Origin of the sequence: Cupriavidus sp. USMAA2-4 (assembly GCF_001854305.1) — a bacterium.
GTDB lineage: Bacteria > Pseudomonadota > Gammaproteobacteria > Burkholderiales > Burkholderiaceae > Cupriavidus > Cupriavidus malaysiensis.
Genome location: NZ_CP017748.1, coordinates 3,352,585 through 3,367,148 on the forward strand (window position 1 = coordinate 3,352,585; position 14,564 = coordinate 3,367,148).

14 protein-coding genes are annotated in these 14,564 nt (G+C 68.4%); 8 read left to right on the forward strand and 6 right to left on the reverse strand.

Annotated features, from left to right (window positions below):
- Positions 1 to 87 precede the first annotated feature (87 nt).
- The 3 genes from BKK79_RS14895 to BKK79_RS14905 form a co-directional block, all read right to left on the reverse strand.
- A complete protein-coding gene (locus tag BKK79_RS14895) occupies positions 88 to 438 on the reverse strand; it encodes a DUF1428 domain-containing protein (RefSeq protein WP_071016559.1) in 351 nt (116 codons plus the stop codon).
- 167 nt (positions 439 to 605) lie between these two features.
- Positions 606 to 1,769 carry a methyltransferase gene (locus tag BKK79_RS14900; protein WP_071015096.1) on the reverse strand — a complete coding sequence of 388 codons (1,164 nt, stop codon included), beginning with the start codon at positions 1,767 to 1,769 and terminating at the stop codon, positions 606 to 608.
- A gap of 127 nt (positions 1,770 to 1,896) precedes the next feature.
- Positions 1,897 to 2,838: a CysB family HTH-type transcriptional regulator gene (locus BKK79_RS14905; protein WP_071015093.1), complete on the reverse strand. Its 942-nt coding sequence runs from the start codon at positions 2,836 to 2,838 to the stop codon at positions 1,897 to 1,899.
- A gap of 152 nt (positions 2,839 to 2,990) precedes the next feature.
- Here BKK79_RS14905 and BKK79_RS14910 point away from each other — a divergent pair, with 152 nt between their 5' ends.
- The 7 genes from BKK79_RS14910 to cobA are packed head-to-tail and all read left to right on the forward strand — an operon-like array spanning position 2,991 to position 10,032.
- On the forward strand, positions 2,991 to 3,764 hold the full coding sequence (locus BKK79_RS14910) for a sulfite exporter TauE/SafE family protein (protein ID WP_071015090.1): 774 nt from the start codon (positions 2,991 to 2,993) through the stop codon (positions 3,762 to 3,764).
- A gap of 32 nt (positions 3,765 to 3,796) precedes the next feature.
- Positions 3,797 to 5,476: a nitrite/sulfite reductase gene (locus BKK79_RS14915; RefSeq protein ID WP_071015088.1), complete on the forward strand. Its 1,680-nt coding sequence runs from the start codon at positions 3,797 to 3,799 to the stop codon at positions 5,474 to 5,476.
- Positions 5,477 to 5,494: 18 nt separating this feature from the next.
- Positions 5,495 to 6,067, forward strand: a complete 573-nt coding sequence (locus BKK79_RS14920) for a DUF934 domain-containing protein (RefSeq protein ID WP_071015085.1) — start codon at positions 5,495 to 5,497, stop codon at positions 6,065 to 6,067.
- A complete protein-coding gene (locus tag BKK79_RS14925) occupies positions 6,064 to 6,867 on the forward strand; it encodes a phosphoadenylyl-sulfate reductase (protein WP_071015082.1) in 804 nt (267 codons plus the stop codon). The genes BKK79_RS14920 and BKK79_RS14925 overlap by 4 nt, the downstream gene beginning before the upstream one ends.
- 25 nt (positions 6,868 to 6,892) lie before the next feature.
- Positions 6,893 to 7,852, forward strand: a complete 960-nt coding sequence (gene cysD, locus BKK79_RS14930) for a sulfate adenylyltransferase subunit CysD (protein ID WP_071015080.1) — start codon at positions 6,893 to 6,895, stop codon at positions 7,850 to 7,852.
- A gap of 48 nt (positions 7,853 to 7,900) precedes the next feature.
- Complete coding sequence (locus BKK79_RS14935; protein WP_071037941.1) at positions 7,901 to 9,208, forward strand: sulfate adenylyltransferase subunit 1; 1,308 nt, start codon at positions 7,901 to 7,903, stop codon at positions 9,206 to 9,208.
- 47 nt (positions 9,209 to 9,255) lie between these two features.
- Complete coding sequence (gene cobA / locus BKK79_RS14940) at positions 9,256 to 10,032, forward strand: uroporphyrinogen-III C-methyltransferase (protein WP_198173282.1); 777 nt, start codon at positions 9,256 to 9,258, stop codon at positions 10,030 to 10,032.
- A gap of 128 nt (positions 10,033 to 10,160) precedes the next feature.
- Here the strand turns inward: cobA and BKK79_RS14945 are convergent, their stop codons facing one another.
- Genes BKK79_RS14945 through lptF form a run of 3 tightly spaced genes read right to left on the reverse strand, consistent with a single transcriptional unit; the run spans position 10,161 to position 12,855 of the window.
- Positions 10,161 to 10,577 carry a sirohydrochlorin chelatase gene (locus BKK79_RS14945; RefSeq protein ID WP_071015073.1) on the reverse strand — a complete coding sequence of 139 codons (417 nt, stop codon included), beginning with the start codon at positions 10,575 to 10,577 and terminating at the stop codon, positions 10,161 to 10,163.
- 14 nt (positions 10,578 to 10,591) lie between these two features.
- Positions 10,592 to 11,740: an LPS export ABC transporter permease LptG gene (gene lptG / locus BKK79_RS14950; RefSeq protein ID WP_071015071.1), complete on the reverse strand. Its 1,149-nt coding sequence runs from the start codon at positions 11,738 to 11,740 to the stop codon at positions 10,592 to 10,594.
- A complete protein-coding gene (lptF, locus tag BKK79_RS14955) occupies positions 11,737 to 12,855 on the reverse strand; it encodes an LPS export ABC transporter permease LptF (protein ID WP_071015068.1) in 1,119 nt (372 codons plus the stop codon). The genes lptG and lptF overlap by 4 nt, the downstream gene beginning before the upstream one ends.
- 162 nt (positions 12,856 to 13,017) lie before the next feature.
- Here lptF and BKK79_RS14960 point away from each other — a divergent pair, with 162 nt between their 5' ends.
- Positions 13,018 to 14,562: a leucyl aminopeptidase gene (locus tag BKK79_RS14960; RefSeq protein WP_071015065.1), complete on the forward strand. Its 1,545-nt coding sequence runs from the start codon at positions 13,018 to 13,020 to the stop codon at positions 14,560 to 14,562.
- The last annotated feature ends 2 nt before the right edge of the window (positions 14,563 to 14,564 follow it).

Consider the following 14,564-nt stretch of genomic DNA (forward strand, 5'->3'; position numbering starts at 1 on the left):
CCGGAAGAGGATAGCCGAGGGTGGGCCTTGCACGCCATCCGGGGCGTGCCGGGGGAGCCGGCGGTCGTCGCTGGCAGTCGCCGACGGCTAGGCGTCGACGATCACCTCGAAGCCGCCGAAGATCATGCGCCGGCCATCAAATGGCATGGATTGCTGCTGCTTGAGGCGGGGATCCTCCATGGCCGCGCGCATGCCCCGGTCGCGCGCCTCGCGCGAGGGCCAGGTGATCCACGAGAACACCACGGTCTCGTCCGCCTTGCGCTGCACCGCCAGCGGGAAGGAGGTCAGCTTGCCTTCCGGCACGTCATCGCCCCAGCATTCGACCAGGCCCAGCGCGCCGTGGTCCTTGAACACCACGGCGGCATCCTCGGCCATCTTGCGGTAGATCTCGCGGTTGGCGGTGGGGACGGGGACGACGAATCCTTCGATATAGCTCATGTCGCGCTCCATTCGGTCGGGGGAGGAATCTCCAGGATAGGGCGCGCAGCGGCGCCCCATGCCGGCGAGGAGCGGTCGGGGCGGTTTCGGCACACCACCGGGCAGGATCCCGGCAGGCTGGGCCCGGGCCTGGCCATCGGCCGCGGCCCCGGGCGGCGGCAACGCCGCTAGCGCGCGCCCAGCCGCCAGAGCGAGGTGACTTCGGCGCTGCGTGCCGCGTGCAGCGCATCGGCCTGGTCGGCCGCCTTGGGGTGGCGCGGCCGGATCTCCAGCCGGCCCAGTACCTGCAGTCCGGCGGCGTCGATCCAGCCCAGCAGTTCTTCGCGCGTGCGCAGTCCCAGGTGCTCGGCCAGGTCCGACAGCAGCAGCCAGCCTTCGCCGCCCGCTTCGAGATGAGCCGCCAGCCCGGCCAGGAAGCCCTTGAGCATGCGGCTGTCGGGATCGTAGACGGCATGTTCGATGGCCGAACTGGGCCGCGCCGGTACCCAGGGCGGATTGCATACCACCAGCGGCGCGCGCCCCGGCGGGAACAGGTCGGCCTCGATCACTTCCACCTGCTTGCCCAGGCCCAGCCGGGTGATATTGTCGCGGGCGCAGGCCAGCGCCCGCGCATCCTGGTCGGTGGCCACCACGCGGCGCACGCCGCGTTGGGCCAGCAGGGCCGCCAGCACCCCGGTGCCGGCGCCGATGTCGAAGGCCAGCGCCTCGGCGCCGGCCGGCAGCGGTGCCTTGGCGGCCAGGTCGATGTACTCGCCGCGTACCGGCGAGAACACCCCGTAGTACGGATGGATGCGCGCGCCCAGCGCCGGGATCTCGACCCCCTTCTTGCGCCATTCGTGGGCGCCGATCAGGCCCTGCAGCTCGCGCAGCGAAGCGACGTAGGGAGCATCCGCCTCACCGTAGGCCTCGCTGCACGCCTGGCGCACATCGGGCGCGCGCCGCAGCGGCAGCACGTGGCCGGCCTCGAAGGGCAGCAGCAGCATGCCCAGCGTGCGTGCCCGCTGCGATTGTGCCAGGCGATGCAGGTGGAAGGCTTCGGCAGGCGCGGGCGGCGTGTCCGCCCGGGCCGACTTGGCGGCCCGGGTACGATGCGCCTTCTTGGGTTTGTCGGCGCGGCGCGCCATGGCCTGCAACAGCTGGCGCGCATTCTGGAAGTCGCCGCGCCAGAGCAGGGCGGTGCCTTCGCAGGCCAGCTGGTAGGCGGTATCGGCACTGGTGGTGTCGTCGGCGACGACCACGCGGCGCGGCGCCGGCATGCCGGCCTCCGAACGCCAGCGGGCGTTGTGTTCGGCGCCGTCCTCGGTCCAGTGGATCAGCTGCGGCGTGTTCATCGGCGGGACTCCTGCAGGCGGCCTGCGGGCGCGCCGGTGTGAATGCGTAGGGAAATGCGTTGGGTCATGAAGTGATGAAGTGTGCGCAAAAACCGGGGGCGGGCCGGGCGGCCGCCGCCCGGTGGAATCAGAGCTCGTAGGCCTCGTGCTCGCCCGACATGGCCTGTTCCACCAGCTTGCGGTTCAGCGTCGGTGAGAACAGTTCGATGAAGGTATAGACGAAGCTGCGCAGGTAGGCGCCCTGCTTGACTGCCAGGTGCGTCACATTGGTGCCGAACAGGTGGCCGGCCGGGATGCCGCGCAGGTTACGGTCGCGCTCGGGGTCGAAGGCGACGCCCGCCACGATGCCCACGCCGAGCCCGACCTCCACATAGGTCTTGATCACGTCGGCATCGATCGCTTCGAGCACGATGTCCGGCTGCAGGTGGCGCAGCTCGAAGGCCTTGTCGATCTTGGGCCGGCCGGCGAAGTTGGGGTCGTAGGTGATCAGCGGGTAGGCCATCAGGTCTTCCAGCGCCAGGTGTTTCTTCTCCAGCAGCGGATGGTCCGGCGGCGTCACCACGATGTGCTGCCACTGGTAGCCGGGCAGCGAGACCAGGTTCTTGTCGGCCGAGATGCCCTCGGTGGCGATGGCCAGGTCGGCCTGGTCGTGCAGCACCATGTCGGCGATCTGGGCCGGGTTGCCCTGCTGGATCGACAGCCGCACCTTGGGGTAGCGCTTGGTGAACTCGGCGATCACGCGCGGCAGGGCGTAGCGGGCCTGGGTATGGGTGGTCGCGATGGTGAAGTTGCCCTGGTCCTGGGCAGCGTAGTCCTTGCCGACGCGCTTCAGGCTTTCCACCTCCTGCAGGATCTTCTCCACCGAGGCGAGGATGCGCCGGCCCGGCTCCGTCAGGCTGCGGATGCGCTTGCCATGGCGGGTGAAGATATCGACACCCAGCTCCTCTTCCAGCTCGATGATGGCTTTGGAGACGCCTGGTTGTGATGTATAGAGCGCTTTCGCGGCCTCGGTCAGATTGAAGTTCTGCCGGACCGCCTCACGCACAAAGCGGAACTGGTGCAGATTCATATAACTCGGCTCGTATAAACAAACAACTTCTTATTAGTTTGAGATATGAGGCCAGTTTATTACGATTTGCGGACTTTGTTAATGAACGGCCAGACCCTCCCGCGCGCGTGGTGCCCAGCGGACGGGCAAGGCCTCGAGGCGGTGCGCTCCCCATGTCCCTTGCCTATACCGTATCCGGTCTGCTCGTAGGCGTCCTCGTCGGCCTGACCGGCGTGGGAGGGGGGTCGCTGATGACGCCGCTGCTGACCCTGCTGTTCGGCTTCTCGCCGGCCACCGCGGTCGGCACGGACCTGGCCTTTGCCGCCATCACCAAGAGTTTCGGCACGCTGGCGCACCGCGCCCACGGCCATGTGCACTGGCAGGTGGTGCGCCGCCTGTGCCTGGGCAGCCTGCCGGCGGCGGCCGCCACCATCCTGGTGCTCAAGAGTGCCGGCGAGCTGGATGCCGGATGGCTGCATGCCATCCGCGTGACCATCGGCGTCTCCGTGCTGCTGACGGTCGCTTCGCTGCTGCTGCGCAAGCAGATGCTGGCCTGGCTGGAACGCCATCCGCGTTTCCAGCTGGAGGGGCGTACGCAGGCCGTCGCCACCGTGGTGGTCGGCGCCTTGCTGGGCGTGCTGGTGACGGTCTCGTCGATCGGCGCGGGCGCGGTCGGCGCCACCCTGATCCTGCTGCTCTACCCCCGCCTGAAGCCGGCCGAGGTGGCCGGCACGGACATCGCCTACGCCGTTCCGCTGACGGCGCTGGCCGGTCTGGGCCATGTCTGGCTCGGCACCGTGGACTGGACTCTGCTTGTCTCGCTGCTGGTGGGCTCGATCCCCGGCATCTGGGCGGGCGCGCAACTGTCGCGGGCGCTGCCCGAACGCCTGACGCGCGCCGCGCTGGCCACCACGCTGACGCTGGTGGCCATCAAGCTCGTTTCCTGACGCATTCAACGCATACTGAACGGACCCACACCATGTATCAGTACGACCAATACGACCAGCGCATCGTCAACGAGCGCGTGGCCCAGTTCCGCGACCAGGTGCGCCGCCGCCTCAGCGGCGAGCTGAGCGAAGAGGAATTCCTGCCGCTGCGGCTGCAGAACGGCCTGTACATGCAGCGTCACGCCTACATGCTGCGCGTAGCCATTCCCTACGGCCTGCTGGCCAGCCGGCAGCTGCGCAAGCTGGCCCATATCGCGCGCGAGTTCGACCGCGGCTATGGCCACTTCTCGACCCGCCAGAACATCCAGTTCAACTGGATGGAGCTGGAACGCGTGCCCGACGCGCTGGCCGAACTGGCCAGCGTGGAGATGCACGGCATCCAGACCTCGGGCAACTGCGTGCGCAACATCACCACCGACCACTTCGCCGGCGTGGCGCCGGACGAGGCCGTCGATCCGCGCGTGCTGGCCGAACTGCTGCGCCAGTGGAGCACCTTCCAGCCCGAGTTCGCCTTCCTGCCGCGCAAGTTCAAGATCGCCATCTCCGCCTCGGCCGACGACCGCGCCGTGGTGCAGATGCACGATATCGGCATCTATGCCTACCAGAACGAAGCCGGCGAGACGCGCCTGCGCATCCTGGCCGGCGGCGGCCTGGGCCGCACGCCGATCCTGGGCTCGGTGATCAAGGAAGACCTGCCCTGGCAGCACCTGCTGACCTATGTCGAATCGGCCATCCGCGTCTACAACCGCTACGGCCGCCGCGACAACAAGTACAAGGCGCGCATCAAGATCCTGGTCAAGGCCATCGGCGTGGAGACCTTCGCGCAGGAAGTCGAAGAGGAGTGGCAGTTCAGCAAGGACGGCCCCGCCACGCTGACGCAGGCCGAGTTCGATCGCGTCGCGCAGTACTTCGCCCCGCCCGTCTACGAGAAGCTGGCCGACACCGACGCCGGCTACGAAAAGCACCTGCTCGAGGACAAGGCCTTCGCGCGCTGGGTCAGCCGCAGCGTGCACGCGCACAAGGTGCCGGGCTATGCCGCCGTGACGCTGTCGACCAAGCCCGGCATCGTGTCGCCCCCGGGCGACGCCACCGCCGAGCAGATGGAGGCCGTGGCCGGCTTCGCCGACCGCTACGGCTTCGGCGAGCTGCGCGTGGCGCACGAGCAGAACCTGGTGCTGCCCGACGTGAAGAAGCGCGACCTCTACGCGCTGTGGCAGGAAGCCCGCACCGCCGGCCTGGCCACCGCCAACATCGGCCTGCTGACCGACATCATCGCCTGCCCCGGCGGCGACTTCTGCTCGCTGGCCAACGCCAAGTCGATCCCGATCGCGCAGGCCATCCAGCAGCGCTTCGAGGATCTCGACTACGTGCACGACCTGGGCGAGATCTCGCTGAACATCTCGGGCTGCATCAACGCCTGCGGCCACCACCACGTCGGCAATATCGGCGTGCTCGGCGTCGACAAGGACGGCGAGGAGTGGTACCAGGTCACGCTGGGCGGCGCGCAGGGCAACGACACCGCGCTGGGCAAAGTGATCGGCCCCTCGTTCAAGGCCGAGGAAATGCCCGACGTGGTCAGCCGCGTCATCGACACCTTCGTGGCCAACCGCCACGATGACGAACGCTTCATCGAGACCTTCGCCCGCATCGGCATCGCGCCGTTCAAGGAGCGCGTCTACGCCGACAAGCAGCGCGAGCGCGCCGAAGCCTGAGGCCTGGGAGGAAAAAACATGGCAAAGATCATCCAACTGCAGGCCGGCGTTCCGGTCATCGTCGACGACGCCTGGACCGTGCTGCGCGGTGCCGAGGGCCAGCCGGTGAGCGAGGCGCAGGTCGCCGAGGCCGCCCAGGGCCAGGCACCGGTGCTGTTCCCGCTGTCGGCCTGGCTGGCGCACAAGGACGGCCTGCTGGCCGGCCGTGCAGCCGACGTCACCGGTATCTGGCTGGCGCCCGAAGACGAGCCCGCCGACGCGCAGGCCGCGCTCGCCCACGTGGCCGTGGTGGCGGTGGACTTCCCGGTGTTCCGCGATGGCCGCGGCTTCTCCACGGCCTACCTGCTGCGCACCCGCTACCAGTGGAAGGGCCAGCTGCGCGCCATCGGCGACGTGCTGCGCGACCAGCTCAACTTCATGAAGCGCTGCGGCTTCGATACCTATGCGGTGCGCGCCGACAAGAGCGTCGACGACGCGCTCAAGGGCTTCACCGAGTTCACCGTGGCCTACCAGGCCTCGGTCGACGAGCCGCTGCCGCTGTTCCGCCGCGCGCGTGCCGAGGCCGGCATCGTGCACAAGGAAGCGGTATGAGCGCGCTGCTGAACGAGATCCCGGTGCTGGCCGAGGGCGAACTGTCCTCGCTGCGCCCGCCCGCACTGTGGGCGCCGCCGGAATACAGCGGCAGCCTGGAGGCCCTGCAAGCCAAGGAGGCCGAGCTGTCGGAACGGCTGGCCGGCATCGCGGCGCGCTTCTTCCGCGCGCGCTTCGCCTCCAGCCTGGCGGCCGAGGACATGGTCGTGACCGATGCCATCCTGCGCGGTTCCCCCGCCGTGCGGGCCGGCATCCGGGTCTTCACGCTGCAGACCGGCCGCCTGCACGCCGAGACGATGGCGGTGCTGGAGGCGGTCGACAAGCACTACGGCTACAAGATCGAGCAGTTCACGCCCGATCCCGAGGCGGTCGAGAACTACGTGCGCAAGCATGGCCTGAACGGCTTCTACGACAGCCTGGACGCGCGCAAGCTGTGCTGCGGCATCCGCAAGGTGGAGCCGCTCAACCGCGCACTTTCGCACGCCGACGCCTGGCTGACCGGCCAGCGCCGCGAGCAGGCGGTGACGCGCGCCGACCTGCCCTTCGAGGAAGTCGACGAAGGGCGCGGCATCCCCAAGTTCAATCCGCTGGCGGACTGGAGCGAGGCCGAGGTCTGGGCCTACCTGAAGCGCCACCGGGTACCGGTCAACGCGCTGCATGCCAAGGGCTATCCCAGCATCGGTTGCGAACCCTGTACGCGCGCCGTGCGTGCCGGCGAGGATGTGCGCGCCGGGCGCTGGTGGTGGGAGAGCAAGGACTCGAAAGAGTGCGGGCTCCACGAACAGAACATCAAGCATTGAAGCATTGACATCGAGGCCACACGACATGGGCATCATGAACGAAATCGCAGGCGCCGACGTCGCGCATCTGCTGCAAGTGCAGAACGACCACCTGGACAAGCTGGAAGCCGAGTCGATCTACATCATCCGCGAGGTGGTGGCCGAGTGCCGCAACCCGGCACTGCTGTTCTCCGGCGGCAAGGATTCGATCGTGATGCTGCACCTCGCGCTGAAGGCCTTCCGCCTGGGCGAGCGCAAGATCGAACTGCCGTTCCCGCTGGTGCACATCGACACCGGCCACAACTATCCGGAAGTGATCGACTTCCGTGACCAGCGCGTGGCCGAGCTCGGCGCACGCCTGGTGGTCGGCCATGTCGAGGACTCGATCCGGCGCGGTACCGTGCGCCTGCGCAAGGAAACCGATTCGCGCAACGCCGCGCAGGCCGTCACGCTGCTGGAAACCATCGCCGAGCACCAGTTCGACGCGCTGATGGGCGGTGCCCGCCGCGACGAAGAGAAGGCGCGCGCCAAGGAACGCATCTTCTCCTTCCGCGACGAGTTCGGCCAATGGGACCCGAAGGCCCAGCGCCCCGAGCTGTGGAGCCTGTACAACGGCCGCATGGCCCAGGGCGAGCAGATGCGCGTGTTCCCCATCTCGAACTGGACCGAACTGGACGTGTGGCAGTACATCGCCCGCGAGAACCTGGCACTGCCCCCGATCTATTACGCGCACCAGCGCGAAGTGGTGCGCAAGAACGGCCTGCTGGTGCCGGTCACGCCGATCACCCCCAAGCAGGACGGCGACGTCAGCGAGGTGCTGTCGGTGCGCTTCCGCACGGTCGGCGACATCAGCTGCACCTGCCCGGTGGCCAGCACCGCGGCCACGCCCGACGAGATCATCGCTGAGACTGCGGTGACCGAGATCACCGAGCGCGGCGCCACCCGCATGGACGACCAGACCAGCGAGGCGTCGATGGAGCGCCGCAAGAAGGAAGGCTATTTCTAAGCCGCCCGTTCCGCTTGCCCGCGCGACCCACCAGACAGGATTTGCACCATGACCACCCACCAAGCCACCCACCAAGGCCTGCTGCGCTTCATCACCGCCGGCTCGGTCGATGACGGCAAGAGCACGCTGATCGGCCGCCTGCTGTTCGACAGCAAGGCCGTGCTGTCGGACCAGCTGACCGCGCTGGCCAACGCCAAGCACAAGCGCACCGCCGGCGAGGAGATCGACTTCTCGCTGCTGACCGACGGCCTCGAGGCCGAGCGCGAGCAGGGCATCACCATCGACGTGGCCTACCGCTACTTCTCCACGGCGCGCCGCAAGTTCATCATCGCCGACACGCCCGGCCACGAACAGTACACCCGCAATATGGTGACCGGCGCATCGACCGCGCACGCTGCCATCGTGCTGGTGGATGCCACCCGCGTGACGATCGAGAACGGCCGCGCCGAACTGCTGGCGCAGACCAAGCGCCACTCGGCCATCCTCAAGCTGCTGGAGCTGCAGCACGTGATCGTCGCCGTCAACAAGATGGACCTGGTCGACTACAGCGAACAGCGCTTCAACGAGATCCGTGCCGCCTACACCGAGCTGGCAGCCCAGCTCGGCCTGAAGGACGTGCGCTATGTGCCGGTGTCGGCGCTGCGTGGCGACAACATCGTCCATGCCAGCGAGACCATGCCCTGGTACCAGGGCGAAGCGCTGCTGCCGCTGCTGGAAGCGTTGCCGGTGGAAGAAGCGGCGCCCGAAGGCGAAGCCGCGCTGCGCTTCCCGGTGCAGCTGGTGATCCGCCAGGACGGTTCGCAGTCGGACGACTTCCGCGGCTATGCCGGCCGCGTGGAAGCCGGCACCGTGCGCGTCGGCCAGAAGCTGCGCGTGCTGCCGGCCAACCGCGAAGCGGTGGTGGCCGAGGTGCTGACCCCCAACGGCGCGGCCGAGTCCGCCGGTGCGGGCGAGACCATCACGGTGCGCCTCGCCGAGGACGTGGACGTGTCGCGTGGCGACATGTTCGTGGCCGCCGAAGCGACCGCCCAGCCGGCCCGCAAGCTGCAGGCCGACCTGTGCTGGTTCGACGACGAAGCGCTGAATCCGGCGCGCAAGTATGTGCTGAAGCACACCACTGCCAGCGTGTTCGCGCGCGTGGCCGCGGTCGAGCGCGTGCTCGACGTGCACACTCTGTCGCACGAAACCGGCCGCCACGAGATCCGCCTGAACGATATCGGCTCGGTGCAGATCTCGCTGCAGAAACCGGTGGTGTGCGACACCTATGGCGATAATCCGGCGACCGGCGCCTTCGTGCTGATCGATGAGGCCAGCAACCATACGGTGGCGGCGGGCATGATCCGTGCTTATGCTTGAGGTTGTCTGGAACCGGCATTCGCCGAATGGCAAGTAAGGAGCATGGCATGGGCAAGGTCTACCTGATCGGCGCGGGTCCCGGCGCCGCGGACCTCATCACGGTGCGCGGTGCACGGCTTCTGGGTGAAGCCGAAGTCGTGCTGCACGATGCGCTGGTCGCACCCGAGATGCTGGCCTGGTGTCCGCAGGCCCGCCTGGTCGAGGTGGGCAAGCGCTGCGGCCAGCGCTCCACCGCCCAGCTCTTCATCAATCGCCAGATCGTCGACCTGGCCGGCAAGTACCAGCGCGTGGTGCGCCTCAAGGGCGGCGACCCGATGCTGTTCGGCCGTGCCGACGAGGAACTGCAGGCGCTGGAGGCGGCCGGCATCGACTTCGAGATCGTGCCGGGCATCACCGCCGCGCTGGCGGCCGCCTCGGCCATCGGCAAGCCGCTGACCAAGCGCGGGGTCGCGCGCAGCGTGGCCTTCGCCACGCAGGCCAAGGCGGCCGAAGACCTGGATCCCGGACCGGCGGCCCGCATCGAAGCCGATGTCAAGGCCGATACCCTGGTCTACTACATGGGCCGCGACCAGGCCGCCACGATCGCCGCGCAGCTGATCGCGCATGGCAAGCCTGCCGCCACGCCGGCCTGGGTGGTCGAGTCCGTCAGCACGCCGCGGCAACGCAGCCGGGCCTTCACGCTGGCCCAGATGGCAGCGGGCGAGGCCGCGTCCTGGATCGATGCGGCGCAGCCCAGCCTGCTGATGATCGGCGAGGCACTGGCCGCGCGCGCCACGCAAGCCGCGCCGCAGGCGCCGGCGGGCGAGCAGGCGAGGGCCGCCTGAGCGGCCCGCGGCCGTTTTCATCCTTGCATCGAGGCAACGCCGGGCATCGCCCGGCGTTTTTCATTGCGGCGCTACACGCGGGTGAGGGTGAGGGGTGGGCGGGCGGAAGTCGCGGGGCGCCCGGCGCCTCAGGTGCCGGGGGCGGCCGGCAGGCTGGCCAGGCTGGCCAGGCAATAAGCGGCGATCGCGTCCAGCACGCGGTCGGATTCGCCGACGGCATCCGCGCAGCCGATACGGAGTCCAGGGTGCCGCTGGCGGCATTGCTCGATCAGCAGCGGCAGATCCCGCCGCAGATGGCCGCCCTGGCCGAAGAAGACCGGCACCACGGTCACGCCGGTGATGCCCTCCGCCGCCAGCGCGTCCAGCGTGTCGGGCAGCGACGGCTGCATCAGTTCGAGAAAGGCCAGGCGCACCGTGCCCTGGGGCAGCGCCGCTGCCAGCTTGGCTTGCAGGCGGTCGAAGGGCTCGCGCCAGCGGGCGTCGCGCGCACCGTGGGCGAACAGCACGAGGGCCTGGCGGGGCTGTTCCTGGGCGGCTGAGACCATGCCTTGCCGTCCCGTCAGTGGCGGTCCACCCAGCGCAGCGCGCCGAGGGCGATCAGCAGGTAGAGCGTGCCGGGCACCAGGGCCGAGACGATCGGCGGCCAGGTGTGCAGCAGGCCGACGTGCGAGAACAGTGTGTTGGCCAGGTGGAAGGACAGGCCGAGCATGATGCCGCCGAACACCTTGATGCCGACCGCGCCGGCGCGCGCGTGCAGGTAGGCGAAGGGCAGGGCCAGCGCCACCATGACGAACAGCGTGAGCGGATACACCACCTTCTTCCAGAAGGCGATCTCGTAGCGCTGCGTGTCCTGCTTGTTGTCGCGCAGGTGGCGGATGTAGCGGAACAGGTCCAGCGTGGACATGCGTTCCGGGCTGACCAGCAGCACCGCGAGGATCTGCGGCGTCAGTTCGGAGCGCATCGTCTGCGTGGGGAAGGAGACCTTCTGCGCGCGGAAATGCGGCACCAGGGCATCGGCCCCGTTGCCGGCGGCGCGCGGCAGCTCGATGAAGCGTGTCTCGCTGACGTCGCTGAGCTGCCAGGACTGGGATCCCTGGTAGCGCCCTTCCTTGGCCACGCGGATCACGCTGAGGCGATAGCTGGGGTCGAACTCGTAGATGGTGACGCCGGTGATGCTCTGGTCCGGGCGCAGCCCCGCCACGTTGACAAAGCGGGTCACCTCGCCCTCCGGTTCTTTGTCGCGGTCCTTGACCCAGACACCGGAGCGGAAGCCGGAGGAGACGGTGGCGCCGATCGCCTCGAGCTTGACCTTCTGCGCGAATTCCTCGGCGCGCGGGCCGATGAACTCGCCGAAGACGAAGGTGACGAGCACCAGGGGCACGGCCAGCTTGAACAGCGAGAACAAGGCCTGCCGGGTGTTCAGGCCGGCCACGCGCAGGATGGTGAACTCGGACTGGCTGGCGAGCTGGGACAGCACGTAGATGGCGCTGATCAGTACGGCGATCGGCAGCACCTCGTAGATGCGCGTCGGTGCCTCCAGCATCACGTGGATGAAGGCGACCAGCGTGGTGTACTTGCCGCTCACGCTCTCCAGTTCGCTGAGCATGTCGAAGAAGATGAACAGCGCCAGCACCGCGAACAGGATGAAGACGAAGACGCCGTAGATCAGCCGGCCGAGATAGCGTTCATAGACGCGCAGCACCGTCATGCCTGGCCTCCCTTGCGGGCACGGCCCAGGCCGAACACCGCGCGCCAGCCACCCAGGCTGCGGTTCTGGCGATAGCGGAACAGCAGCAGCGCGCCCAGGAAGGCGGCCAGGTGGAAAGGCCACAGGGCCATGCCGAAGGACAGGCTGCCGGAGCGCACCCAGGACTGTGCCAGGTTGATCAGGTTGCTATAGGTCAGGTAGATCAGCACGGCGAAGACGAGGGGGGTGTAGCGGCCCAGGCGCGGATTCACGTAGGCGAGCGGAATGGCGATCATGGCGAAGTTGAAGGCCAGGATCGGCAGCGACAGGCGCCACAGCAGCTCGCCGAGGTTCTCGCGGGTCGGGTTGTGCACCAGGTCCATGGTGTCGCGGCTCTTGGTCGGCAGGTTGGCGTCGGCCTCGGGCGGCTTGTTGTCCACCTTGACCGCATAGCGGTCGAACTCGACGATGCGGTAGTCGAGCTGGCCGGGCGTGCCGGTATAGCGGCGCCCGTTCTCCATCACCACCAGGCGGTCGCCGTTGGGCATGGACTCGAAGCGGCCCTGGTGGGCCAGGGCCACGCCGATCTTGTCGGACTCGGCGCTGGCGACAAACACGTTGCGCGCGTTCTTCATGTCGCCGTCGATGCCTTCGATGAACAGCACGTAATTGGCGTTGGTGGGTTCGATGAAGCGGCCCGCGGCAATCATCGACAGCACGCCGCGCTGCTCGAAGCGGTCGCGGAACAGCGCGCTCTGCTGGTTGGCCCAGGGCCACGCGAACAGGCCCAGCAGCAGCGCCATCACGATGAAGGGGGCGGCGAACTGCAGCACCGGCTTGACGAGGTCGCGCAGCGAGATGCCGGCCGAGAACCACACCACCATCTCCGAATCCTTGTACCAGCGTGTCAGCACGATCAGGATGGAGATGAACAGCGTGGCGGACAACAGGATGGACAGGTAGCCCACGGTGGCCAGCCCGATCAGCATCAGCACGTCGTTGGGGCTGGCCTGCCCGTTCGCGGCCATGCCGAGGATGCGGATCACGAGCGAGGTCAGCATGAAGGTCAGCATGACCAGGAACACCGCGCCGGCGGTGTAGGCGAGCTCGCGTCGCAAGGCTTGTTGAAAGATCATGCGGTGTCGGTTCCGGGCTGCCGGCCGGCGCGGGCGATGCCACCTGGCGCCGGCGAGCGCGGCGCGCCGGCGGTCCGCAGCGCGGGGCGGCGGCAGGTCGCGGTCAAAAATCGCGGATAATAGGGGCTTTCTATCTTGGACCAGCCCCTGGAAGGAAGCGCGATGGAATTTAGCACAAAAGCCCTGGATTGGAGCAAAGCCGGCCAAAATGGTTTCCTGGCGACCAAGACCGACTGCCTGGTGGTCGGCCTGTTCGAGGGCCAGAGCCTGGACGGCGCGGCCAAGGCGCTGGACGTGGCGACCAAGGGCTTGGTGGCGCGCCTGCTCAAGCAGGGCGATTTCGAAGGCAAGCGCGGTACCCACCTGATGCTGCACGAGGTGGCCGGCGTGGGCGCGGCGCGCGTGCTGCTGGTCGGCCTGGGCAAGGAATCCGCCTTCAGCGACAAGGCCTACGTCGACGCGGTGCGCGCCGCCGTGCGTGCCGTCTCCGACACGCGCTCGGCCTCGGCGCTGTGGTGCCTGCACACCCAGCACCTGCCGCCGGGCCGCGACCTGGCCTGGGGCCTGGTCACCACCGTCACGCTGCTGCGCGAGGCGACCTACCGCCTGCTGGACCGCCACCCCGAGCTCAAGCCGGCCGCGGTCAAGGGCGCCGGCGGCAACGGTAACGGCAAGTCCGCGCTGCGCAAGGTGGTCATCGCCGTCGATGCCGGCGACGCCAAGGCGGCCGCCGCCGCCGTGCTGCGCGGCGCCGCCATCGCCAACGGCGTCGAGCTGGCGCGCGACCTCGGCAATCTGCCTTCCAATGTGTGCACTCCGACCTATCTCGCCAATACCGCGCGTGGCATCGCCAAGCGTTTCAAGCTGAAGGTCGAGGTACTGGGCCGCAAGCAGATCGAGGCGCTGAACATGGGCGCCTTCCTGGCTGTGACCAAGGGTTCGGTCGAGCCGCCCCAGTTCATCGTGTTGCGCTACGAAGGCGCCGGCGCGCGCCAGGCGCCGGTGGTTCTGGTCGGCAAGGGCATCACCTTCGATACCGGCGGCATCTCGCTGAAGCCGGGCGAGGGCATGGACGAGATGAAGTACGACATGTGCGGCGCCGCTTCGGTGCTGGGCACGCTGCAGGCGGTCGCCGAGATGGGCCTGAAGCTCAATGTGATCGCGGTGGTGCCGACCTGCGAGAACATGCCCAGCGGCATCGCCACCAAGCCGGGCGACGTGGTCACCACGATGTCGGGGCAGACCGTCGAGATCCTCAACACCGACGCCGAGGGCCGCCTGATCCTGTGCGACGCGCTGACCTATGTCGAGCGCTTCAAGCCAGCCGCGGTGGTCGACGTGGCGACCTTGACCGGCGCCTGCATCATCGCCCTCGGCCACGTCAATTCGGGCCTGTTCTCGCGCAGCGACGCGCTGGCCGACCAGCTGCTGGCGGCCGGGCGCAAGGCGCTGGACAGCGCGTGGCGCCTGCCGCTCGACGACGAGTACCAGGACCAGCTCAAGTCCAACTTCGCCGACATGGCCAATATCGGCGGCCGCCCGGCCGGCAGCGTCACCGCCGCCTGCTACCTGTCGCGCTTCACCGAGAAGTATGACTGGGCGCACCTGGACATCGCCGGCACCGCCTGGAAGAGCGGCGCGGCCAAGGGCGCGACCGGGCGACCGGTGCCGCTGCTGGCGCAGTTCCTGATGGATCGGGCCGGCTGAGG

What these genes read in the sequence shown, in the direction of transcription:
- BKK79_RS14895 (WP_071016559.1), bottom strand. Translation starts at nt 438, where the DNA reads ATGAGCTATATCGAAGGATTCGTCGTCCCCGTCCCCACCGCCAACCGC.
- BKK79_RS14900 (WP_071015096.1), bottom strand. Translation starts at nt 1,769, where the DNA reads ATGAACACGCCGCAGCTGATCCACTGGACCGAGGACGGCGCCGAACAC.
- BKK79_RS14905 (WP_071015093.1), bottom strand. Translation starts at nt 2,838, where the DNA reads ATGAATCTGCACCAGTTCCGCTTTGTGCGTGAGGCGGTCCGGCAGAAC.
- BKK79_RS14910 (WP_071015090.1), top strand. Translation starts at nt 2,991, where the DNA reads ATGTCCCTTGCCTATACCGTATCCGGTCTGCTCGTAGGCGTCCTCGTC.
- BKK79_RS14915 (WP_071015088.1), top strand. Translation starts at nt 3,797, where the DNA reads ATGTATCAGTACGACCAATACGACCAGCGCATCGTCAACGAGCGCGTG.
- BKK79_RS14920 (WP_071015085.1), top strand. Translation starts at nt 5,495, where the DNA reads ATGGCAAAGATCATCCAACTGCAGGCCGGCGTTCCGGTCATCGTCGAC.
- BKK79_RS14925 (WP_071015082.1), top strand. Translation starts at nt 6,064, where the DNA reads ATGAGCGCGCTGCTGAACGAGATCCCGGTGCTGGCCGAGGGCGAACTG.
- cysD (WP_071015080.1), top strand. Translation starts at nt 6,893, where the DNA reads ATGGGCATCATGAACGAAATCGCAGGCGCCGACGTCGCGCATCTGCTG.
- BKK79_RS14935 (WP_071037941.1), top strand. Translation starts at nt 7,901, where the DNA reads ATGACCACCCACCAAGCCACCCACCAAGGCCTGCTGCGCTTCATCACC.
- cobA (WP_198173282.1), top strand. Translation starts at nt 9,256, where the DNA reads ATGGGCAAGGTCTACCTGATCGGCGCGGGTCCCGGCGCCGCGGACCTC.
- BKK79_RS14945 (WP_071015073.1), bottom strand. Translation starts at nt 10,577, where the DNA reads ATGGTCTCAGCCGCCCAGGAACAGCCCCGCCAGGCCCTCGTGCTGTTC.
- lptG (WP_071015071.1), bottom strand. Translation starts at nt 11,740, where the DNA reads ATGACGGTGCTGCGCGTCTATGAACGCTATCTCGGCCGGCTGATCTAC.
- lptF (WP_071015068.1), bottom strand. Translation starts at nt 12,855, where the DNA reads ATGATCTTTCAACAAGCCTTGCGACGCGAGCTCGCCTACACCGCCGGC.
- BKK79_RS14960 (WP_071015065.1), top strand. Translation starts at nt 13,018, where the DNA reads ATGGAATTTAGCACAAAAGCCCTGGATTGGAGCAAAGCCGGCCAAAAT.